The organism is Streptomyces coacervatus (genome assembly GCF_029223485.1).
Classification (GTDB): domain Bacteria; phylum Actinomycetota; class Actinomycetes; order Streptomycetales; family Streptomycetaceae; genus Streptomyces; species Streptomyces coacervatus.
This window is the reverse complement of the sequence record NZ_JARHTP010000028.1, coordinates 1-20,043: the sequence shown is the minus strand read 5'-3', so window position 1 is coordinate 20,043 and position 20,043 is coordinate 1. Positions and strand designations below refer to the sequence as shown.

Sequence of the window (20,043 nt, the reverse complement as noted above, 5' to 3'; positions counted from 1 at the left end):
GCAGTTCCCTCTCGCTGTTTCCCTTTCGATGTTGTGGAGTCACCCCGCCATGCAGACAGAACCGAAGAAGTCGCTGGTGGGTGAGGAGTACGAGGTCGAGATCGGCCCCGTCGCCCACGGCGGGCACTGCATCGCCCGTACGTCCGAGGGCCAGGTGCTGTTCGTCCGGCACACGCTGCCCGGTGAGCGGGTCGTGGCGCGGGTGACGGAGGGCGAGGAGGGCGCCCGTTTCCTGCGCGCGGACGCGGTCGAGGTGCTCTCGGCCTCCAAGGACCGCATCGAGGCGCCCTGCCCCTACGCCGGTCCCGGCCGCTGCGGCGGCTGCGACTGGCAGCACGCCAAGCCGGGGGCGCAGCGCCGGCTGAAGGGCGAGGTCCTCGCCGAGCAGCTGCAGCGGCTCGCGGGCCTCACGCCCGAGGAGGCCGGCTGGGACGGCACGGTGATGCCGGCCGAGGGCGACAAGCTGCCCGCCGGCGAGGTGCCGCAGTGGCGGACGCGGGTGCAGTACACGGTGGACGCCGACGGCAACGCCGGGTTGCGCCGGCACCGTTCGCACGAGGTCGAGCCGATCGAGCACTGCATGATCGCGGCTCCCGGTGTGAGCGAACTGGGCATCGAGGAGCGCGACTGGTCCGGGATGGCATCCGTCGAGGCGATCGCGGCGACCGGCTCCCAGGACCGCATGGTGATCTTGGAGCCTCGGCCGGGCGCCCGGCTGCCCCTCGTCGAGCTCGACAAGCCGGTGTCCGTGATGCGCGTCGAGGAGAAGGACGGCGGCATCCACCGTGTCCACGGCCGCGCCTTTGTGCGCGAGCGGGCCGACGGCCGGACCCACCGGGTGGGCAGCGGCGGCTTCTGGCAGGTCCACCCGATGGCCGCCGACACCCTGGTCAAGGCGGTCATGCAGGGCCTGCTGCCGCGCAAGGGCGACATGGCGCTGGACCTGTACTGCGGTGTGGGCCTCTTCGCCGGCGCCCTCGCCGACCGCCTCGGCGAGAAGGGCGCGGTGCTCGGCATCGAGTCCGGCAAGCGGGCCGTCGAGGACGCCCGGCACAACCTCGCCGACTTCGAGCGGGTGCGGATCGAGCAGGGCAAGGTGGAGTCCGTCCTGCCGCGCACCGGAATCACCGAGGTCGACCTCATCGTCCTGGACCCGCCGCGCGCGGGGGCCGGCCGCCAGACGGTGGAGCACCTGGCCTCGCTGGGGGCACGCAGGATCGCGTACGTGGCGTGCGATCCGGCGGCGTTGGCGCGGGATCTGGGGTACTTCCGTGACGGCGGCTACAAGGTGCGGACGCTGCGGGCGTTCGACCTGTTTCCGATGACTCATCATGTGGAGTGTGTGGCGATTCTCGAGCCCGCAGCAAAGGGCCTCTGACCTGCCCATTCCCACACGGCATGCCTGGCAGTGAGGGACGCGGCAGCCATCGCGTGTTCCCGTGGCCTGCGCTGATGCGTCGTATCGCGACCGTTGCGGCCAGCGCCCCGCCGGCAGGGGCGAGCAGATAGGTGGGCAGGAGGGCGGGGGTGGCTGTGAGCAGGGCGGTGATCATGGTGCCTACAGTCCAGGCGGCGTCGGAGCGCGTCAGCGTGAACGCCGGCAAGGCCGCCGGTGAACATCGCCGCCGCCGAGAGCGTGCGGCGGCCCGCCTTGCCGCCCTTCCCGCCTGCTGCCCGGCTGTCCGCGGCGACTCCGGTGATGGTGAGCGTCAGTACGGTCGTGGTCAGATCGGGTACCGCCAGCGCGCGTGCGGCGGCATTCTGCACGCCCATGGCGAGGCCGAGGAGTGCGATCAGCGTGTAGCGCGCGCTGCCCGGGTACGGGGTGGCGGCGGCTTCCGCGATGACGTACGCCGCCAGGCACAGGGCGGTCTCCAGCAGCAGGGCCAGGTACAGCACTCGGCCGCGGTGGGCCCGCGCCCTGTGCGCCAGGCGGCCGCCGAGCAGGGCGCCCACGGCGAACGAGACGAGGGCCGCGAGCGAGGCGGCCAGGGAGAAACCGGCCGCGTCGGCGGCCATTCGGGCCAATAGATGCTTGTGCGCTCAGCGATCTATTGCAGCGGTGAATAGAGCAATCGCTGAAGCTGCTTGGCCGTCTCCGGCTGCTGCATGGGCGCGCGACTGGCCCTGCTCACCGTCGGCACGCACTCCGCGAAGGCACCAGCCTCGTATGACCTCCAAGTCCCTGCCGAACACCGCCTGTTCGCCCAAGTCATGGGCGGACGCCTGCTTGTTGGCGCCCACGAGCTGCACCCCGGGCAGACCGGCTGGTCCGATTCCGTCACCGGCCGGCGGTGGCAGCGGTAGGTGCGGTGGGCTCGTTCGGGGGCTCGGTGTCCGGACGGGTTCCGGTTGCCGACCGCCGGACCTCAGGTTGCAATGAGGCTGTGGCCGGACGGCCGCGGCCGGCGGCGTAGGTGTTGTCGCGCCCCCGCTCGGCACCGCTTGAGCCCGGGAGGCAGTGATGACGTTCCCTGATCCCGGCGCCCGTCCCGCGGGGCACACCCGGTGGACGCGGCTCGGCTTGGTGATGGTGCCGACGCTGCTGGCGTCCGCGGCGCTCATGGTGGCGATCGGCACGGGCGTCCTGCCTGTCTCGCTCGCGGTCTCCGCTCAGTCCGTGGTGGTTTCCGGACAGAACCTCAAGATCTCCGCCGACCGGCTGCAAGGCACCGGGTTCACCCAGTACGTAGGGACGGACCGGTCGAAGACCGAGACGTACCCGGAGGCCATCGCCGGCATCGATTCGGCCGACCTGTACAACCTGTGCCAGTCGATGGTCCTTCACCTCCCCGTCGTCGGCGACACCACGCTGCGGATCGGTGCCGGCGGGGGCGGCAAGCCCGCGCACGCGGACCATCTCGTCGTCCACACCGACGACCTCGGCGGCGACGCGGTGTTCAGCAACATCACCATCGGGCAGGATGCGTCGACCTTCGGGGACGGTTCCAATGCCCTGGCGGGAGTCTTCGGTCAGCAGGCCGACACCGTACGCATCGATCACCTGCAGCAGACGACCCGAGAGGTGAGTGCGGCGACCTTCCGGCTCACGGGCCTGCATCTGAGCGTGAAGACCGGATCCAAGCCCTGCTACTGAACTGTCCTCCCCCTCCCTTTGGGACTATTTGAGCCTGTTTGAGTCCTTTTGTGCTCACTTTGGGACAAGCGGGTGAAAGCGTCCGGCCATTGGGGTCCCCGGCCGGCTCTCGGAGTCACCAGCGGGTTCCGCAGAAGTTGGCGATGCGTACCGCCCGAAACTCGGGTATTTGGGGCTTCTCGGCCCGCCGACGGGTCGGCCCCGATTGTCTGACGGGGAGAGGGATGACGAGCATCGCCGACAGTGCCACCCAGACCATCGTGAGCACACGTCTCACGGGCCACACCCGATGGAGGCGCCTGGCCGTGGCCATGGTGCCCACTCTGCTGGCGTCCGCAGCGCTGTGCACAGCTGTGGCGCGTGGCGCCCTGGCCACGTCCTTCGGAGTGTCACCCAACTCGTTCACGGTTTCCGGCCAGAGCTTCCAGATCTCAGCCAGCACGCTCGACGGGCGCGGGTTCGTCCAGTTCGGTGTGCTGGACCGCGGCGCTCATGCCAAGTACCCGGAGGCGCTTTCCGGCATCCGGTCCGCGGACCTGTACGACCTGTGCCAGTCCGTCGTGCAGAACGTGCCCGTCCTCGGGCCCGTCACCCTGCGGCTGACCTCGGGCAGCGGCGGGTCTCCCGCGCACGCGGACCGGCTTGTCGCGGACAGCCACGACCTGCGGGGCGACGCGCTCTTCCGCAACATCAACATCGGCCAGGATGCCTCAACCGTGCAGGGTGTGCCCGGTGTGCACGGCGAGCCCGGCGGCTTCGGCGAGCAGGCCGACACCGTACGCATCGATGATCTGCGGCAGCAGACGCGTTCGGTGAGTGCCGCGACGTTCCGGCTGCCGGGACTCCACCTGAGCGTGGATGTCGGCGACCACTCATGTTTTGACGCGTCGGGTGACGAAGACCACCACACTCGGGGAGATCGACGTGAGTAGTGCGCGGCTGCGCGCTGGACGTAAGAGGAGGGCAGAGGCTGACGGGCGGCGGCCCGGATGGTGGAACGCCTTCCGCGACTGGCGGCGCAGCCGCCCGTTCTGGGCGGGGGTGTGGACGCTGTTGTCCGGGGTTGAGATCCTCTCCATCCCGTTCGCGCCGTTGCCGGTCATGATGCACGAGGGCGTCGCCGGTGTGTCGGGGACACTTATGGGGATCTTCCTGGCGGTCCTCGCGCTCAGCATGTGGCTGGCGCCCGGGCATCGAGTGTTCGCGGGTATCGCGACGCTGGTGCTCGCCGTCGCCTCACTCGTGCTCTCCAATTTCGGCGGCTTCCTGATCGGTTTTCTGCTGGGCATCACCGGCGGTGCGATGGCGGTGAGCTGGGTGCCGTATGAGCGGCCTCCGGCCCGGAGAGGGGTCTGGACCGACTGGGGTCGCGGGAGCGGCTCGGACAGCACAGGGGAAGCGGGCGGCTCGGAGGGGTCGGGCAGTGGCGACGGGCCCGACAGCGCGGAGGGACCGGGCGGTCCGGGCGGCTCCGGTGGTTCGGACGGTCCCGGTGGGGACGGTGGTTCCGGTGGCCCTGATGGCCCCGGCGGTTCCGGTGAATCGGGCAGTGGGGGAGGCGGCGCCGGAGGTCATACGGTCGGCGGCCGATCAGCCGGCAGCAGCTTGCGCACGTACCGTCTGAGCTCGCGCACCACCCGTATGAGGGCGCTCGGTGTGCTTCCGATCGGGGCTCTGCTGACCGGCGGGCTGCAGCCGGCGCCGGCCCACCTCCCCCGGATGGTGCCGAGGCTCACCGAGCCACGCAGCGTGCTCGGGAGCACTGTCGACGACAGCACTGCCCCGCACCTGACCGTCTGCTCCCTGCTCGACGGACTGCTGGCCGGGGCGGCACCCACCGGCACCGGAGGCCGTACCCCGGCGGGCGCCGAGCGGAGTCACGCACCGGGCTCGGGCACCGCAGTGGGCGGCCCGCTCGGCCTGCGCCCGTCCCTCGGACCTCTTCTGCCGAACCCGCGTACCGAGGCACCCGGCAAACACAGGCCCAGACACGGGCCCGACTCCGTCGAGCCTGCGCCCGCTCCCACGCATTCATCCGGAGCGGGCCTTCTCGGCTCGGTCGCCGACATGCTCGGCCTGCACGATTCACACGATGCACGCGATAAACACAACGCACGCGATAGACGCGACGCACGCGACAAACGCGACAGCGGCCCGGCCGCCCGGCACGACCGTGCGACGCCGGGCCCGGACCGGCCCGCCGGACCGCCGCAGCGCAGCAAGCTCGGCCATGCCGCCGGGCCGGGCGCGTCGGACGAGAAGTCGAGCCGGTCCGCCGGCAGCACCGACTCGCCATCCGTCCTGCGCTTGAACATCCCGCCGCTGCCTGCCGACGGGCTGATGGACGGGCCCTTGTCGCTGCTGCCCCTGCACATCAATCTGGGCGCCCACTCCGGCCGCGCCGAGAAGTCGCCCTTCTGCCTTCCCCAGCCCCTGATCTCACTCAGGCTCGGCGTCGATGCCGCCGCGTACCAAGTACCCACCGCCGCCCAGCCGTTCCGGGTCCTCAGCCCGCTGATGGTGCTCACCGGCCTGACCTATCACGGCATCACCGACGTGCCGACGGCGTACGGCCCTCAGCAGGTCCTGGTCTTCACCGCGACCCGGGTCGACATTGCGAGCCTGCGCCAGACCGCGCCTCTCCTCGCCCCCCGGTGCGGCCAGAACCAGCCCCCGCCACCCGCTCCGACCTTCCACGGCCTGCCCGGCCTCCGGCTGCCGCTGCTCGACATGGGCATTCCCGGTATCGGTCGCGTGGACCCGTCCGCCCCCGGCCCCTGGTATCCCTGCCAGGGCCAGTTGGAGACGGACGGCGCCCCCTTCGGCACGACGGTCGCCAGCGGTCAGCCCGTGGTCCTGCTGACCAAGATCCTCAGCGGAAACCTCCTCGGCCTGCTCCCCGTCACGTTCACCCCGAGCATGCCGCCCCCGCTTCCGCCGGGGCTCACCCTTCCCATCCCGATCTTCTTCACGAACGTCACCGCGTACAACCAGTACCTGAGCGCTGACGAACTGGACGTCCCCGGTCTCCACCAGACGGCGTCCCGGTGAGGTCGGACGAGGACGCTGCCGCCTCCGGCGCGGCCGTTCCGGCCGTCATGGCCGATATGCGGTCTTTCCGGCGGTCCCTGCCCTGTTCACACTGCCCGTGAGGGAATCAATCGGGGGTGGTGCGGATGGCCGCACAGCGCAGGAGACGGCAGAGGCGGCGGCGTACGGCGCCGGTGCGCAGACGACGGACGGCGCGGCAGGACGCGCTCGCGCGACGGGCGGGTGCCGGTCTGGTCGGTGTGCTGGTGCTGGTCGTGTTCTGGTCGGCGATCTGGATGTACGTCGTCGGAGTCGTCGTAGCGGCCGCTGTCGGCGGACTGGGCTGGTGGCTCTGGCGTACGGACCGGATCCTGCGTGGGCGGGACCGGGCGTGGCGGCAGCAGGACGCGGTCGCCGCCGGGCGCCGGTCACTCGCCGAGGTAGACGCCATGACGGGTACGGAGTTCGAGGAGCTGGTCGCCGCGCTGTGCCGCCGGGACGGCTGCCGTGAGGTGCGGTGCGTGGGCGGACCAGGGGATCAAGGGGCCGATGTCGTCGGGCGGTTGCCGGATGGGCGGGCGATGGTCGTGCAGTGCAAGCGCTATACGCCCAGTTCGGTCATCGGCAGCCGGGAAGTGCGGGAACTGCTCGGCTCCAAGGTGCACTTTGGGGCGGACGTCGCCGTGTTCGTGACCACGACCCGGTTCAGCAGGCAGGCCTTGGAGGTCGTGGTCAAGGACGGCATCGTCGCCGTCAACCGCGACCTGCTCGGGCTGTGGAACAGCGGTGCCTCGCTGTCCTCGCTGATGGGTGTCAGCGGTTCCGGACAGGGCGATGCCCGTCACCGGGCGCGCTGGCGGAGGACGTACGGGCAGAAACGGCGACGTCCGGGCCGCCCCCTGGGGGACGGCCCGGACGTCAGTGGCCTTGCTCGGTGATCGTGCGGATCAGACGAGGTCGACGCGGTCCGCGTTCGACACCTTGACCCACGCCGCGACGAAGTCGGTCACGAACTTCTCCTTCGCGTCGTCGCTCGCGTAGACCTCGGCGAGCGCACGCAGCTCGGAGTTCGAGCCGAAGACGAGGTCGGCACGGGTGCCGGTCCACTTGACCTCGCCGGTCGCGTCGTCACGGCACTCGAAGACGGTCTGGTCCTCGGAGACCGGCGACCAGGTGTGGCCCAGGTCGAGCAGGTTGACGAAGAAGTCGTTCGTCAGCTGGCCCGGGGTGTCGGTGAAGACGCCGTACGCGGTCTGCTGGTGGTTGGCGCCGAGGACGCGCAGGCCGCCGACGAGGACGGTCAGCTCGGGGGCGCTCAGGCCCAGCAGGTTCGCCTTGTCGAGCAGCAGGTACTCGGCCGGCAGGCGGTTGCCCTTGCCCTGGTAGTTGCGGAAGCCGTCGGCGGTGGGCTCCAGCGCGGCGAAGGACTCCGCGTCGGTGTGCTCCTCCGTGGCGTCAACCCGGCCCGGCGCGAAGGGCACCTCGACGTCGTGACCGGCGTCCTTGGCGGCCTTCTCCACGGCGGCGGCACCACCGAGGACGATCAGGTCGGCCAGGGAGACCTTCTTGGCGCCGGAGTTGAACTCCGCCTGGACGCCCTCCAGGACACGCAGCACCTGCGCCAGCTCGTCGGGCTCGTTGACGTCCCAGCCGGCCTGCGGCTGCAGACGGACACGGGCGCCGTTGGCACCGCCGCGCTTGTCGCTGCCCCGGTACGTCGAGGCCGATGCCCACGCGGTGGAGACCAGCTGGGAGACCGTGAGACCCGAGGCGAGCAGCTTGGCCTTCAGGGCCGTGACGTCGGCGGCGTCGATGGTCTCGCCCTCGGCCGCCGGCAGCGGGTCCTGCCACAGCAGGGTCTCCGCCGGGACCTCCGAGCCGAGGTACAGCGACTTCGGACCCATGTCACGGTGGGTCAGCTTGTACCAGGCGCGGGCGAAGGCGTCCGCGAACTGCTCCGGGTTCTCGTAGAAGCGGCGCGAGATCTGCTCGTAGACCGGGTCGAACTTCAGCGACAGGTCCGTGGTGAGCATCGTCGGGAGCTTCTTCTTCGACGCGTCGTGCGCGTCGGGGATGATCGCCTCCGCGTTCTTCGCCACCCACTGGTTCGCGCCGGCCGGGCTCTGCGTGAGCTCGTACTCGTACTCGAAGAGGTTCCGGAAGAAGCCGTTGCTCCACTGGGTCGGCGTGGCGGTCCAGGTGACCTCCAGGCCGGACGTGATCGCGTCGCCGGCCTTGCCGGAGCCGTACGTGGACGCCCAGCCGAGGCCCTGCGCCTCGATCGGGGCGGCCTCCGGGTCGGCGCCGACGTTCTCCGCCGGGCCCGCGCCGTGGGTCTTGCCGAAGGTGTGGCCACCGGCGATGAGGGCGACGGTCTCCTCGTCGTTCATCGCCATACGGCGGAACGTCTCACGGATGTCGCGGGCCGCGGCGATCGGGTCCGGGTTGCCGTTGGGGCCCTCCGGGTTGACGTAGATGAGGCCCATCTGGACCGCGCCGAGCGGGTTCTCCAGCTCACGGTCGCCGGTGTAGCGCTGGTCGTCGAGCCAGACCTTCTCGGGACCCCAGTAGACGTCCTCCTCCGACTCCCAGACGTCCTCGCGGCCGCCGCCGAAGCCGAAGGTCTTGAAGCCCATGGACTCAAGGGCGACATTGCCCGCGAGGATCATGAGGTCGGCCCAGGACAGGCTCTTGCCGTACTTCTTCTTGACCGGCCACAGCAGACGGCGGGCCTTGTCCAGGTTGCCGTTGTCCGGCCAGCTGTTCAGCGGGGCGAAGCGCTGCTGACCGGCACCGGCGCCACCACGGCCGTCGCTGATGCGGTAGGTGCCCGCGCTGTGCCAGGCCATACGGATCATGAACGGGCCGTAGTGACCGAAGTCGGCCGGCCACCAGTCCTTGGAGTCCGTCAGCACCTCGGCGATGTCCTGTTTCACGGCCGGGAGGTCGAGGGTCTGGAACGCCTCGGCGTAGTCGAACTCCTCACCGAGCGGGTTGGCCACGGCAGGGTTCTTGGCAAGGATCTTCAGGTTGAGCCGCTCCGGCCACCACTGGCGGTTGCCGCCGCCCTGGGTCGGGTGCAGAGCGCGATCGTGCGCCACCGGGCACTTCGCTTCAGCGGCGTTGTTCTCAGACATGGGAATCCTTCCGGGGTTTGGTGCTCAGGCCGTGCGAGCGGTGGAACAGTCGGGGCACAGGCCCCAGTAGATGACCTCGGCCTCGTCGATCGCGAAGCCTCGGTCGTCCGAAGCGGTGAGACAGGGGGCATGACCGACCGCGCAGTCGACGTCGAAGACGGCACCGCACGTCCGGCACACGAGGTGGTGGTGGTTGTCCCCGACCCTGCCCTCGAACCGGGCCGGGCTGCCCGGCGGCTCGATACGGCGGACGAGTCCGGCCGTGGTGAGTGCGTGCAGCGCCTCGTACACGGCTTGCAGGGATATGTGGCCCACCCGCTCACGTACGCCCGAGGCGATGGCCTCGACCCCGAGGTGGTCACCCTCGCGGACGGTCTCGAGCAGTGCGACGCGGGCGGCCGTCACCCGCAGGCCGGCACCGCGGAGCTCCCCGGCGGTGGTCGGGTTCTGGGGTGAAGTCATGGCACCCAACCTACCCACACAAACACGAATGATTCAAGAAAACGAACGAGACAGGTTTGGTGGCCAGTCTATGACTCCCCGGGGATCCCCGCAGCTCAAGGGCTCGCCACAACGGCCTGCGGCAGCGCACGCCAGGTGTGGCGCGGCCGCCGCAGGCCGTCGTGGGGCGGGGCGTGGGGTCAGCCCGGGCCCTGCTCGTCGCTCCGGGACGCGGCGGCGGCCGACCGGGAGCCGACCAGCAGCAGACACAGGACCGCGACGCCCGCGACGACGCCGGTGAGAAGCAGGAGAGGGTTGAGGGGGCGGATGGCGGAGGCGGTGTCCTGAGGGTCCACGGCGGGCTGCGCCGTCGCGGGGGCGGAGACCGTGAGGGAAGGGGACGGGTCCTTGGAGGCTGCGGGGGCGGCGGCCCTGGTCGTGTGGTCCATGTGCATGGACGACGGCATCGCGGTGGCGGGCCTGGTGGCGGGTGGGGCGGACGTCGGGTGCCGGTGCACGGTGGGGGCGGGTGCGGGGGCCGCCTTCACGATGAGCCGGGCCGTCATGTCCGGGTGCACGGTGCAGACGTAGCCGTACGTCCCCGGTGTCGTGAACGTGTGGCTCCAGCTGTCACCCTTGCTGAGCATCGGGGAGTGGACCGGGGCGGGGCCGGAGGTGGTCCTGACGTCGTGCGGCGCCTGGTCCCGGTTGGTCCAGGTGACCGTGTCCCCGGCGGTGATGGTCAGGGTGCGGGGCGTGAACGCGTAGCCGGACATGAGGACTTGGTGGGTGGCGGCCGCCTGCGCGGTGGGGGCGGGCAGCACGAGCGCGGCGCCCGCCAGGAAGAGGGCGCCGAGGAGCGCGGTCAGACGGCGCATGTGAACTCCGCGGCTACGAGCAGCCGGACACGGGCTGTGGGGCGGGTGCGGGGCAGTGCGAGGCCGGTCCTGCGGTGCAGGTGCCGGTACGGCAGCTGGGCGGTGCCGAGGACCAGGAGCCGGTCGGTGGTGCGCTCGACGACGCGGAAGCCGAAGAGGGCCTCGACGGGGTCGCCGGCCAGGGCGAGTTCGCCGGGGACGTGCAGCCGGGTGGCCTCGTCCGTGGGCGTGAGGCTCGTACTGACGAAGGTCAGCAGCCTGCCGCCCAGCGGCCGACCGGCCAGCTCCAGGCTCAGCACACAGTCGTCGGAGTCGGGTGCGACGGTGAGGGTCGCGTCCAGGGCGGTCAGGCGGCGGCGCAGGGTGGTCAACGGGCCGAATCGCGCGGTCAGTTCGACGATGCAGCGGTCCGGGGCGGCGCCGTAGGTGCCGGGGTCGGGCAGCCAGTCCGGGCCGGGGACGGGCGGCGGAAGCGGTGCTGTGGGAAGGGTCTCGGTGGTCATCTCGGCACCTCGGTGGGCGAGCGGAGTGACGGGCGGGGACAATAGGGGTGCGGCGGGCCGGCCGACTGCGACTCGGCCGGCCCGCCGTGTCCTGCTGAACGGGGTGAAGATCAGCAGGAGTTGGTGATGTAGTTCTCGGTCGGGGCGAGCAGGTGCTCGGCCCAGACGGTGTGCATCTTCACGTAGGCGTCGGGGTTGAGTAGATCCGAGACCTGCTGGCCCGGCGACTCCTCCAGGTGCGCCTTGTCGATGTGCTGCAGCAGCACGCCGAGGGTGTCGTCGGAGACGCTGCCGGCGCCGTTGACGGCGGGCGTGAGGATCGACTCGATCCAGACCGTGTGCATCTTGATGTAGTCGTCGAGCTTGAGCGCGTCCTGCACCTGCCGGCCCGGAGACTGCTCCAGGTGTGCCTTGTCGATGTGCTGCAGGATCGGCAGCAGCACCTGTTGGGCGCTGACGCACTCCTCGCCGCCGCCGTCGCCCCCGCCGCTCGTACCGCCGGAGGTGCTGCCGCCGCCGGTCGAACCGCCCGTCGAGCCGCCCGTGGTGCCCCCGGTGGACCCACCGGTCGAGCCGCCCGTCGAACCGCCGGTGGAGCCACCCGTGCTGCCGCCGGACGAACCGCCGGAGGAGCCCGAGCCGTCGGCGACCACGGTGACCGAGGCCGTCATGTCCGGGTGGACCGCGCAGTAGTAGTCGTACGTACCGGCCTTGGTGAAGGTGTACGACCAGCTGTCGCCCTTCTGCAGCGTGCCGGAGTCGAACTTGGCCGGGCCGCTGCTGGTGGTGACGGTGTGCGGAGCGGAGTCCTCGTTGACCCACTTCACGGTGGAGCCGACCTTCACGGTCAGCTTCGGCTGGGCGAACTTGTAGTTCTTGATCTCGATGGTGTAGTCGGCCGGCGCGGCCTTCGTGGACGTGTGGTCCATGTCCGACATGGACTGGGCCTCGGCCGCCGGTGTGGCGGTCTGCGGGGCCGCGGCCCCGGCGGACGCCTGCAGCAGGCCGAGACCGGCTACGGCCGCGATACCCGCGCCCAGACCGGTGGCGAGCAGCACCCGGTTGCCCACCCGGGAGGGCCGGTGGTGCGACGGGGGTGCGGTGGTTTCCTCTGTGTGCATGGTGGTGCGTCTCCCTTGTGAGGTTCCCTTGTTGAGGGGAGGGGTGGGACAGGCGCCGGTCAGCGGCCGGGAGCGGACGTGACCAGCAGACTCGTCGCGGCGAGTACGACGAGGACGAGCCCCGTCTCGGCCGCGACCGAGTGGACGAAGGGCCGTACCGTGGCGCGGTCGCCGCGCAGCAGTACGGCGATGTCGAGCCGCGTCCTCACCCAGCCGCGACTGCGCTGGGCGATCGCCAACAACAGGGCGAGTAGGGCGAGTTTGAGCAGCAGGAGCCGCCCGTAGCCGGTGTCGACCAGGGCGCCGAACGAACCGACCACCTGCCAGGTCAGGACCGCCCCCGCCGCCACGATCGCCGCGACCGCCACCCCGGCCAGCCGGGAGTAGCCGGACACGACGGCCGACAGCTCCTCGGGTCGGCGCCGGGGCAGCACTCCGAACAGCAGCAGCGTCAGACCGCCGAGCCAGAGCGACACGCCCAGGAGGTGCACCACGTCGGCCACCGCGCCCCAACCGGGGTGCGTGCCCTCGGAGTTGTGGCCGGTCATGCTCGTCGTACGCAGCAGCCCGAGGGCCACCGCCAGAGCGCCGACGCGCCAGCCCGGCGAGCGGGCCGCCCGGTCCCCGCCCTGCAGGACGGCGGCCAGGACGACGGCCGCGAGCACCCACATCAGCACCCGGCAGGCGGCCACGATGCCGACCTCGGTGCTCAACAGGCCGGTGTAGGTGGGGAGTCGGAACACATCGCCGAGGGTGCCCATCGCCCCGTACGCGCCCTGGAGCCCGGGCGTGAGCAGGCTCGCCGCAAGACCGGCGGTCCAGGAGAGGGTGAGGACACGGCGGGTACGGCGGTCCCCGGCGCCCTGCGGCCAGAGCAGGGCGAGGAAGGCCAGGCCGCCGACGAACAGCGCGAGGGACAGATATCCGGCCCAGCGGGCGGCGACCCAGGCCGAGCGCACCGCCTCGGACGGTTCCGGGACCGCAGCTGCCTCGGCCGAGGGGACCGCCTGCGCGGTGCGGCGGAAGGAGAGCGTCCCGGACGTGAGATGCCCGTCCTCCATGTCAAGTACCTGCCAAACCAGGGTCGGGCGGTCCTGACCTGCGGTCTTGGGGAGGGTGACCTGGATGGCATCGTTGCCGCGACCGCTGCGGGACACCGTCAGCTGTTTGCCCGCCGCCTCGATATGGACGTCGGCGAGTTCGACCGGCTCGCTGAACGTCAGCCGCACGGTGGCGGGCGTGTGCGCAAGCCGGGCGCCGTTCTTCGGGGCGGAGGACTTGAGCTCCGTGTGGGCGGCGGCCGGGGGTGCGGCGAGGAGCAGCGCCGTGAGTGCGGTCAGGAGGGCGGCCGCCAGGGACGGGGTGCGGCGTCTCATGGCAGCACCTCCGGGATCACCGACGGCGAGGCGGCGACACCGATACAGAGCGACGAGAGGGTGTCGGACGACGCGGACGGGGAGGGAGACGGAGCCGGGGAAGGGGCCCCGAGCAGCCCGTCCAGCAGGCCGGTCACCGGAGTGGCCACGCCGCTCAGCAGCGGCCGTACGAGGTGTACGTCGCCCTCGTCGCAGCTGTCCGAAGGGGTGGGGGACGTCCCGGAAGGGGAGGGTGAGGGAGCGGATCCGTGCCCGCCGCCGGTACCGCCCGTACCGTGATCGTGCCCGCTTTCCCCGCCCGTGGACGGCGTATCACCGGCGACTGGAATTCCGCCGCCACCTGCCCAATAGCCGCCGGACGACGCCGACCCCGTATTTCCCGCGGAATTGTCGGGAGGGCCGGTGGCGGAGCCGGCCGAGGGCTGCCGGGAAGCGGACGGAATTCCGGCGGACGGTGGTGACGCGGTCTCGACGGTCGTCGGTGGGGATGCGCCGATGCCCGAGGCGTATCCGAGCACGACGACGACTGCTCCGACAAGCGCGCCCGCGACGAGCTCGTCACGATGGTCCCGTGGCCAGGACGCCCTGGCGAAGAAGGACATGACCCCTCCTGACGCTGTGTGAACGGCGGTGCACAACAGCGGACCGGGGTGACGAGTCCCATCGGCTACGCGTCCGTTAATCGATCGTTTCGTTGCCTCATTTCCGACCGGGGGGTGACTGTGAGAACGGACCTCACCGCCCCAATGTGCGCATTGCTTTCGGTGAAGAAAACGAAGGGAATGTGAATTCGAACGCGCGCGGCATTTCTTTCTTCACCGAATCGCCCTGAATGCATATGCAGTGCGGTCCGGCCTCTCACACCGCCCGCCCCGCCCCTGTGCGTCCGGCGTAACCCCTGATGACCGGCCCAGGAGACACCCGTGTAATGGGCATTTCGTACCGTCGCGGAAGCTCCACCCGTACGGGACGATCAGGAAAGGCAGGGGGTGCCCGTGGCCGCGCCGGACTCGCGGAACGCCAGCACGATCAAGGCGACGAAGGTGCGGACGGTCTGCTCGTACTGCGGTGTGGGCTGCGGCATCGTGCTGGACGTCGGGTTCGGGCCGGACGGACGCCGTACGGTCCTCAAGGCGTCCGGCGACAAGGAGCACCCGGCGAACTTCGGCCGCCTGTGCACCAAGGGCGCGACCACCGCCGACCTGCTTGCCGCTCCCGGACGGCTCACCACGGCCCTGGTCCGGCCCGAGCGGGGCGAGGAGCCGGTCCCCAGCGGTGTCAGCGCGTCGATCACGGAGACGGCCCGGCGGCTGCGCGCGATCGTCGACGAGCACGGGCCGGACGCGATCGCCTTCTATGTCTCCGGGCAGATGAGCCTGGAGGCCCAGTACTTGGCGAACAAGCTGGCCAAGGGGTTCGTCAGGACCAACCAGATCGAGTCGAACTCACGGCTGTGCATGGCCAGCGCGGGTACCGGCTACAAGCTGTCGCTCGGCGCCGACGGGCCGCCCGGCTCGTACCAGGACCTCGACCGGGCCGATCTCTTCTTCGTCATCGGCTCCAACATGGCCGACTGCCATCCGATCCTCTTCCTGCGCATGATGGAACGGGTGAAGGCGGCCGGCGCGAAGCTCATCGTCGTCGACCCGCGCCGCACCGCCACCGCCGCGAAGGCCGACCTGTTCCTGCAGATCAGGCCCGGCACCGATCTCGCCCTCCTCAACGGGCTGCTGCACCTCCTGTACGAGAACGGGCACACCGACCCCGACTTCATCGCGCGGTACACCGACGGCTGGGACGAGATGCCCGCCTTCCTCGCCGACTACCCGCCCGCCACCGTCGCCGAGATCACCGGCATCCCCGAGGACGACATCCGCGAGGCCGCCCGGCTGATCGGCGAGGCGGGGGAGTGGACCAGCTGCTGGACGATGGGCCTCAACCAGTCCACGCACGGCACCTGGAACACCAACGCGCTCGTGAATCTCCATCTCGCCACCGGCGCCATCTGCCGTCCGGGCAGCGGTCCCTTCTCCCTCACCGGCCAGCCCAACGCCATGGGCGGGCGGGAGATGGGGTACATGGGCCCCGGGCTGCCCGGCCAGCGGTCCGTGCTCGTCGGCGAAGAGCGGACGTTCGTCGAGGAGTTGTGGGGGCTGGAGCCCGGCAGCATCCGCGCCGACGGGGTCGGCAAGGGCACCGTCGAGATGTTCCGGAAGATGGCCGACGGCGACATCAGGGCCTGCTGGATCATCTGCACCAATCCGGTCGCCTCGGTCGGCAACCGCAAGACGGTCATCGAGGGCCTGGAGGCCGCCGAGTTCGTCGTCACGCAGGACGTCTTCGCCGACACCGAGACCAACGCGTACGCCGATGTCGTCCTGCCCGCCGCCCTGTGGACCGAGACCGAGGGCGTCCTCATCAACAGCGAGCGCAACCTCACCCTTGCGCGGCCCGCCGCCGACCCGCCCGGCGAGGCGATGGCGGACTGGCGGATCATCGCGGCCGTAGCGCGGGAGATGGGGTATGAGGAGGGCTTCTCCTACGACAGTGCCGAGGACGTCTTCGAGGAGATCAAGCGGGCCTGGAACCCGAAGACGGGGTGGGACCTGCGCGGGGTGAGCTACGAGCGGCTCCGCGAGACGCCGGTGCAGTGGCCGGCTGCGAGCGGCGACGGACCCGACCGCAATCCCGTCCGATACGTCGACGACGACGGCTCGCTCACCTTTCCCACGGCCAGTGGCCGCGCCGCCTTCTTCGCCCGTCCGCACCTCCCGGCCGCCGAAATGCCGGACGACGACTACCCGTTCGTACTGAACACCGGGCGGCTGCAGCACCAGTGGCACACGCTGACCAAGACGGCGAAGGTGGCCAAGCTGAACAGGCTCAACCCCGGGCCGTTCGTGGAACTGCATCCGCGGGACGCCGCCGGACTCGGCATCGCCGAGGGCGACTCGGTGGAGGTCGCCTCGCGGCGCGGGCGGGCCGTGCTGCCCGCGCTGGTCACCGACCGGGTGCGGCCCGGCAGCTGCTTCGCGCCGTTCCACTGGAACGACCTGTTCGGTGAGTACCTGAGCGTCAACGCCGTGACGAACGACGCCGTCGACCCGCTGTCCTTCCAGCCCGAGCTCAAGGTGTGCGCGGTGTCGCTGACCAAGGTGTCCACTCCGGTGACGGTTCGAACACCGGGCGCGGAAGCGGCAGTTGAAGTGGCTCACATACCCGTGCCCGCCGCCGATCCCTTCGGGCTCGCGCCCGCCCCGCCGCCCGTGCTCACCGCGCAGGAACGGCAGTACCTCGTCGGATTCCTCGCCGGCATCCCGTCCGGCGCCCCGGGCGTACCGGTGCTGCCGCCCTCGGCGCCCTTCAGCCCCGAGCACGCCGTGTGGGTCAACGGGGTGCTGGCCGGTATGTACTCGCGGGCGCCCGAAACCGCCGTACCGGCCATGACATCACCCGGCCGTGAGGTCGTGATCCTCTGGGCCTCGCAGACCGGCAACGCCGAGGAGTTCGCCGCGGCCATCGCCGAGCGGCTCAGGTCCGACGGCCACGCCGCGTCGCTGCTGGGCATGGACGAGGCCGACCCCGCCACTCTGCCGGCCGGCGCCGACCTGCTCCTGGTCACCAGCACCTTCGGCGACGGCGACGCACCGGACAACGGCACCGGGTTCTGGGAGAACCTGGCCGCGCCCGACACCCCGCGCCTGGAGGGGCGGCGCTATGCCGTCCTCGCCTTCGGGGACTCCTCGTACGACGATTTCTGCGGCCACGGCCGCCGCCTCGACCAGCGCCTCGACGAACTGGGCGGACTGCGCCTCGCCCCGCGCACGGACTGCGAACCCGACTACGAGGACGCGGCACACGCCTGGCTCGACGAGGTGCTCACGGCCCTGTCCGGTACGCCGGTGCCAGCCGTCGCCCCGGCTCCTGCCGCTCCCCGTACGAAGAAGCCCGCCCCGGTCACCGCCCGCCTCACCGGCAACCGCCTGCTGAGCCGCCCCGGCGCCGGCAAGGAGGTCCGCCGTTTCACCTTCGACACCCGCGACAGCGAGACCCCGCTGCTCTACGAGGCGGGCGACGCGCTCGGCGTCCGGCCCCTCAACTCCCGTGACCTGGTGGGCGAGTGGCTGACCGTCACCGGCGTGGACGCGGACGCGGCGGTCGAGGTGAAGGGGGCCGGCGAGGTCCCCCTCGGCGAAGCCCTGCTCCGGCACCTCGACATCACCCGCATCACCCCCGACCTGCTCCGCTTCGTCGCCGAACGGGCCCATGACCCAAGGGAGTTGAAGAAGCTGCTGCGCCCGGACAACAAGGGCGAGCTGGCGAAGTGGTCCTGGGGCCGGCAGGCCGTGGACGTGGTCGCCGAGCACGCGGTCAGGGCCGGGGCCCAGGAGTGGGCCGACGCGCTGGGCCGCCTGCAGCCACGCCTGTACTCCATATCGTCCAGCCCGCTCACCGACCCCCACCTGGTCTCGCTGACCGTCTCCGTGGTCCGCTACGAGAACCTGCACGGTCGCCCGCGCCAGGGCGTCTGCTCGCCCTTCCTGGCCGAGGCCGAGGCGGACACCCCCGTACCGGTCCATGTGCAGCGCTCCGCACACTTCCGCCCGCCCGCCGACCCCGCCACCCCGATGATCATGGTCGGCCCCGGTACCGGCGTGGCCCCCTTCCTAGGCTTCCTGGAACAGCGCCGCGCCCTCGGCCACCGCGGCCCGAACTGGCTGTTCTTCGGCGAGCAGCACCGGGCCACCGACTTCTACTACGAGGACGAGCTCACCGCGTTCCTCGCCGACGGCACCCTGGCCCGCCTGGACACCGCCTTCTCCCGCGACCAGCGCGCCAAGGTCTACGTCCAGGACCGCATGCGGGAACACGGCCCCCTGCTGTGGTCCTGGCTCCAGGACGGCGCCCACTTCTACGTCTGCGGCGACGCCTCCCGCATGGCCAAGGACGTCGACCAGGCCCTCAAGGACATCGCCGTCGTCCACGGCGGCCTGGACGAGGCGGGCGCGGCGGCGTACGTCAAGCAGCTCGCCACCGACAAAAGGTACGGGCGGGACGTCTACTGACCACGTGACTACGCTGGACGCATGCGTGCTGCAGCATTCCGGGGCTGTGACATGAGCGGCTCCGCCGCGGGCCTCCGGCCCCCCGGCAGAAGAGCAGGTCGGCGACGGTGGCCGGCGCGCACGGAGCGAGGCGGACATGCGTGAACTGGCGGACACGGCACGGCACCGGGCGGCTCCCGGCGCCCGTACGGCGGTCCTCGCGCGGCCGCTCACCGAGCGGGGCTTCGGCCCCCGGCACCCGGCCGACGCGCTCCTCATCGACGCGGACGGGACCTGCCACGGCAGCCTCTACCGCGGCGCCTTCGACCGGCAGCTGACCGACGAGGCCGCCGCGCTCGGGCCCGGGCACACCGCCCGGGTGTGCGCCGTCTCCGTCCACGACGACGGGGTGCAGGCGGCTGGGCTGACCTGCGGAGGACAGGCCGAGATCCTGCTGCAGCCGCTGCCCGCCGTCCCGGTCCGCTGGTGGGAGCTGCTCGCCGCGGGCGCCGACGCCGCGCTGATCACCTGGCTCGACGAGCGGCGCATCCACGCCGTCAGCACCGTCGTCACACCGGGCCCGCCGCCGGACGACCCGGACCTGCCGCCGCAGGCCGCCGCACGCGCCCGCGACCTGCTCGCCCGCCATCGCGCCGGCCGCGAGGTGCACGCCACCGACGCCGGACTCGTCCTCATCGAGACCTGCCCCGCCGTCCCCCACCTCGTCATCGTCGGCGGCGGTGAACTCGCCGAACTCCTCGTCGCCCAGGCCCGGTTGCTCGGCTGGCAGGCCACGGTCACGCCGGCCGCGCAGGACGCCGCCAAGCTGCTCGCCGAGCGCCCCGCGGCCGCCTGCCTGATCATGCTCAGCCATGAGCCCGACGTCGACGTCCCCACCCTCCACACCGCCCTGACCTCGGGCATCCCGTACGTGGGCGCGCTGGGCTCACGCCACACACAGGAGCGCCGCGCCGTCGGCCTGGCAGCGGCCGGCCTGGACGCCGAGGACCTCGGGCGCATCCATGGCCCGATCGGCCTCGACCTCGGCGCCCGCACACCCGCGGAGACCGCCATGGCCATCTGTGCGGAGGTGCTCACGGCGCTTGTGGGATAGTCGCACATGCAAGGAGATGATCCTTGGTTGCATCGCACAAGCTCGGCCATGGTCCGGTTTTGGCGTGCAGGTGCGTTTGTGGTGAGCGGCCTCCCGGGTACCGTCTCCCGGGAGGTGGTAGCCCGTGAGTCAGACCCTGACGCAGCCGGTCGCCGAGCTTGCCCTGACCGGTGACCTAGCTGTTCTGTCCACGGAGGTTGGTGACACAGGTCTCGGCTGAGGGATCTTGAATTGAGTGAGGGCCTTCTGGCCTGGTGTGGATTGCGACATCTGCACCGGCGACCAGAGAGGCCCTCTTGCC

Annotated in this window: 16 protein-coding genes; 8 read left to right on the top strand and 8 right to left on the bottom strand. The window is 71.2% G+C overall.

Annotated features, from left to right (window positions below; genetic code table 11):
• Positions 1-49 precede the first annotated feature (49 nt).
• Positions 50-1,378 carry a class I SAM-dependent RNA methyltransferase gene (locus P2Q00_RS45350; protein ID WP_275780686.1) on the top strand — a complete coding sequence of 443 codons (1,329 nt, stop codon included), beginning with the start codon at positions 50-52 and terminating at the stop codon, positions 1,376-1,378.
• Here the strand turns inward: P2Q00_RS45350 and P2Q00_RS45345 are convergent.
• Complete coding sequence (locus P2Q00_RS45345; protein ID WP_275780685.1) at positions 1,330-2,019, bottom strand: DUF1275 family protein; 690 nt, start codon at positions 2,017-2,019, stop codon at positions 1,330-1,332. The genes P2Q00_RS45350 and P2Q00_RS45345 overlap by 49 nt on opposite strands.
• Before the next feature lie 90 nt (positions 2,020-2,109).
• Between P2Q00_RS45345 and P2Q00_RS45340 the strand changes: the two genes are divergently transcribed.
• The 5 genes from P2Q00_RS45340 to P2Q00_RS45320 all read left to right on the top strand — a co-directional run bounded on the left by P2Q00_RS45340 (position 2,110) and on the right by P2Q00_RS45320 (position 7,065).
• Entirely contained in the window at positions 2,110-2,307 is a 198-nt protein-coding gene (locus P2Q00_RS45340) for a hypothetical protein (protein ID WP_275780684.1), read from the top strand.
• 157 nt (positions 2,308-2,464) lie between these two features.
• The gene (locus P2Q00_RS45335; RefSeq protein WP_275780683.1) at positions 2,465-3,097 is read left to right on the top strand and encodes a DUF6230 family protein; all 633 of its coding nucleotides are present in this window, start codon (positions 2,465-2,467) and stop codon (positions 3,095-3,097) included.
• Between the two features lie 224 nt (positions 3,098-3,321).
• The gene (locus tag P2Q00_RS45330; RefSeq protein WP_275780682.1) at positions 3,322-4,029 is read left to right on the top strand and encodes a DUF6230 family protein; all 708 of its coding nucleotides are present in this window, start codon (positions 3,322-3,324) and stop codon (positions 4,027-4,029) included.
• On the top strand, positions 4,022-6,148 hold the full coding sequence (locus tag P2Q00_RS45325) for a DUF6114 domain-containing protein (protein ID WP_275780681.1): 2,127 nt from the start codon (positions 4,022-4,024) through the stop codon (positions 6,146-6,148). The genes P2Q00_RS45330 and P2Q00_RS45325 overlap by 8 nt, the downstream gene beginning before the upstream one ends.
• 125 nt (positions 6,149-6,273) lie before the next feature.
• Positions 6,274-7,065 (top strand): restriction endonuclease, encoded by a 792-nt coding sequence (locus P2Q00_RS45320; protein WP_275780680.1) that lies wholly within the window; start codon positions 6,274-6,276, stop codon positions 7,063-7,065.
• A 9-nt stretch (positions 7,066-7,074) separates the two neighbouring features.
• On the opposite strand, the gene katG is transcribed toward P2Q00_RS45320, so the two are convergent.
• From katG to P2Q00_RS45285, 7 genes are all read right to left on the bottom strand, one after another.
• Entirely contained in the window at positions 7,075-9,264 is a 2,190-nt protein-coding gene (gene katG / locus P2Q00_RS45315; protein WP_275780679.1) for a catalase/peroxidase HPI, read from the bottom strand.
• Positions 9,265-9,288: 24 nt separating this feature from the next.
• The gene (locus P2Q00_RS45310) at positions 9,289-9,726 is read right to left on the bottom strand and encodes a Fur family transcriptional regulator (protein ID WP_275780678.1); all 438 of its coding nucleotides are present in this window, start codon (positions 9,724-9,726) and stop codon (positions 9,289-9,291) included.
• A 179-nt stretch (positions 9,727-9,905) separates the two neighbouring features.
• Positions 9,906-10,583 (bottom strand): cupredoxin domain-containing protein, encoded by a 678-nt coding sequence (locus tag P2Q00_RS45305; protein WP_275780677.1) that lies wholly within the window; start codon positions 10,581-10,583, stop codon positions 9,906-9,908.
• A complete protein-coding gene (locus P2Q00_RS45300) occupies positions 10,571-11,086 on the bottom strand; it encodes a hypothetical protein (protein WP_275780676.1) in 516 nt (171 codons plus the stop codon). The genes P2Q00_RS45305 and P2Q00_RS45300 overlap by 13 nt, the downstream gene beginning before the upstream one ends.
• A gap of 110 nt (positions 11,087-11,196) precedes the next feature.
• Complete coding sequence (locus P2Q00_RS45295) at positions 11,197-12,207, bottom strand: cupredoxin domain-containing protein (RefSeq protein WP_275780675.1); 1,011 nt, start codon at positions 12,205-12,207, stop codon at positions 11,197-11,199.
• A 59-nt stretch (positions 12,208-12,266) separates the two neighbouring features.
• Positions 12,267-13,583 carry a copper resistance CopC/CopD family protein gene (locus P2Q00_RS45290; protein WP_275780674.1) on the bottom strand — a complete coding sequence of 439 codons (1,317 nt, stop codon included), beginning with the start codon at positions 13,581-13,583 and terminating at the stop codon, positions 12,267-12,269.
• On the bottom strand, positions 13,580-14,185 hold the full coding sequence (locus P2Q00_RS45285; RefSeq protein ID WP_275780673.1) for a hypothetical protein: 606 nt from the start codon (positions 14,183-14,185) through the stop codon (positions 13,580-13,582). Before P2Q00_RS45285 ends, P2Q00_RS45290 begins: the two co-directional genes overlap by 4 nt.
• 393 nt (positions 14,186-14,578) lie before the next feature.
• On the opposite strand from P2Q00_RS45285, the gene P2Q00_RS45280 reads away from it, so the two are divergent.
• Together P2Q00_RS45280 and P2Q00_RS45275 are read left to right on the top strand one after the other, a co-directional pair.
• Positions 14,579-18,649 (top strand): bifunctional nitrate reductase/sulfite reductase flavoprotein subunit alpha, encoded by a 4,071-nt coding sequence (locus tag P2Q00_RS45280; RefSeq protein ID WP_275780672.1) that lies wholly within the window; start codon positions 14,579-14,581, stop codon positions 18,647-18,649.
• A gap of 136 nt (positions 18,650-18,785) precedes the next feature.
• On the top strand, positions 18,786-19,742 hold the full coding sequence (locus P2Q00_RS45275; RefSeq protein ID WP_275780671.1) for an XdhC family protein: 957 nt from the start codon (positions 18,786-18,788) through the stop codon (positions 19,740-19,742).
• Positions 19,743-20,043: the final 301 nt, after the last annotated feature.

Excerpts from the sequence above, each read along its gene's own strand:
- P2Q00_RS45345 (WP_275780685.1), bottom strand. The coding sequence starts at position 2,019 with ATGGCCGCCGACGCGGCCGGTTTCTCCCTGGCCGCCTCGCTCGCGGCC.
- P2Q00_RS45300 (WP_275780676.1), bottom strand. The coding sequence starts at position 11,086 with ATGACCACCGAGACCCTTCCCACAGCACCGCTTCCGCCGCCCGTCCCC.
- P2Q00_RS45350 (WP_275780686.1), top strand. The coding sequence starts at position 50 with ATGCAGACAGAACCGAAGAAGTCGCTGGTGGGTGAGGAGTACGAGGTC.
- P2Q00_RS45310 (WP_275780678.1), bottom strand. The coding sequence starts at position 9,726 with ATGACTTCACCCCAGAACCCGACCACCGCCGGGGAGCTCCGCGGTGCC.
- P2Q00_RS45330 (WP_275780682.1), top strand. The coding sequence starts at position 3,322 with ATGACGAGCATCGCCGACAGTGCCACCCAGACCATCGTGAGCACACGT.
- katG (WP_275780679.1), bottom strand. The coding sequence starts at position 9,264 with ATGTCTGAGAACAACGCCGCTGAAGCGAAGTGCCCGGTGGCGCACGAT.
- P2Q00_RS45320 (WP_275780680.1), top strand. The coding sequence starts at position 6,274 with ATGGCCGCACAGCGCAGGAGACGGCAGAGGCGGCGGCGTACGGCGCCG.
- P2Q00_RS45305 (WP_275780677.1), bottom strand. The coding sequence starts at position 10,583 with ATGCGCCGTCTGACCGCGCTCCTCGGCGCCCTCTTCCTGGCGGGCGCC.
- P2Q00_RS45340 (WP_275780684.1), top strand. The coding sequence starts at position 2,110 with ATGGGCGCGCGACTGGCCCTGCTCACCGTCGGCACGCACTCCGCGAAG.
- P2Q00_RS45285 (WP_275780673.1), bottom strand. The coding sequence starts at position 14,185 with ATGTCCTTCTTCGCCAGGGCGTCCTGGCCACGGGACCATCGTGACGAG.
- P2Q00_RS45295 (WP_275780675.1), bottom strand. The coding sequence starts at position 12,207 with ATGCACACAGAGGAAACCACCGCACCCCCGTCGCACCACCGGCCCTCC.
- P2Q00_RS45335 (WP_275780683.1), top strand. The coding sequence starts at position 2,465 with ATGACGTTCCCTGATCCCGGCGCCCGTCCCGCGGGGCACACCCGGTGG.
- P2Q00_RS45275 (WP_275780671.1), top strand. The coding sequence starts at position 18,786 with ATGCGTGAACTGGCGGACACGGCACGGCACCGGGCGGCTCCCGGCGCC.
- P2Q00_RS45290 (WP_275780674.1), bottom strand. The coding sequence starts at position 13,583 with ATGAGACGCCGCACCCCGTCCCTGGCGGCCGCCCTCCTGACCGCACTC.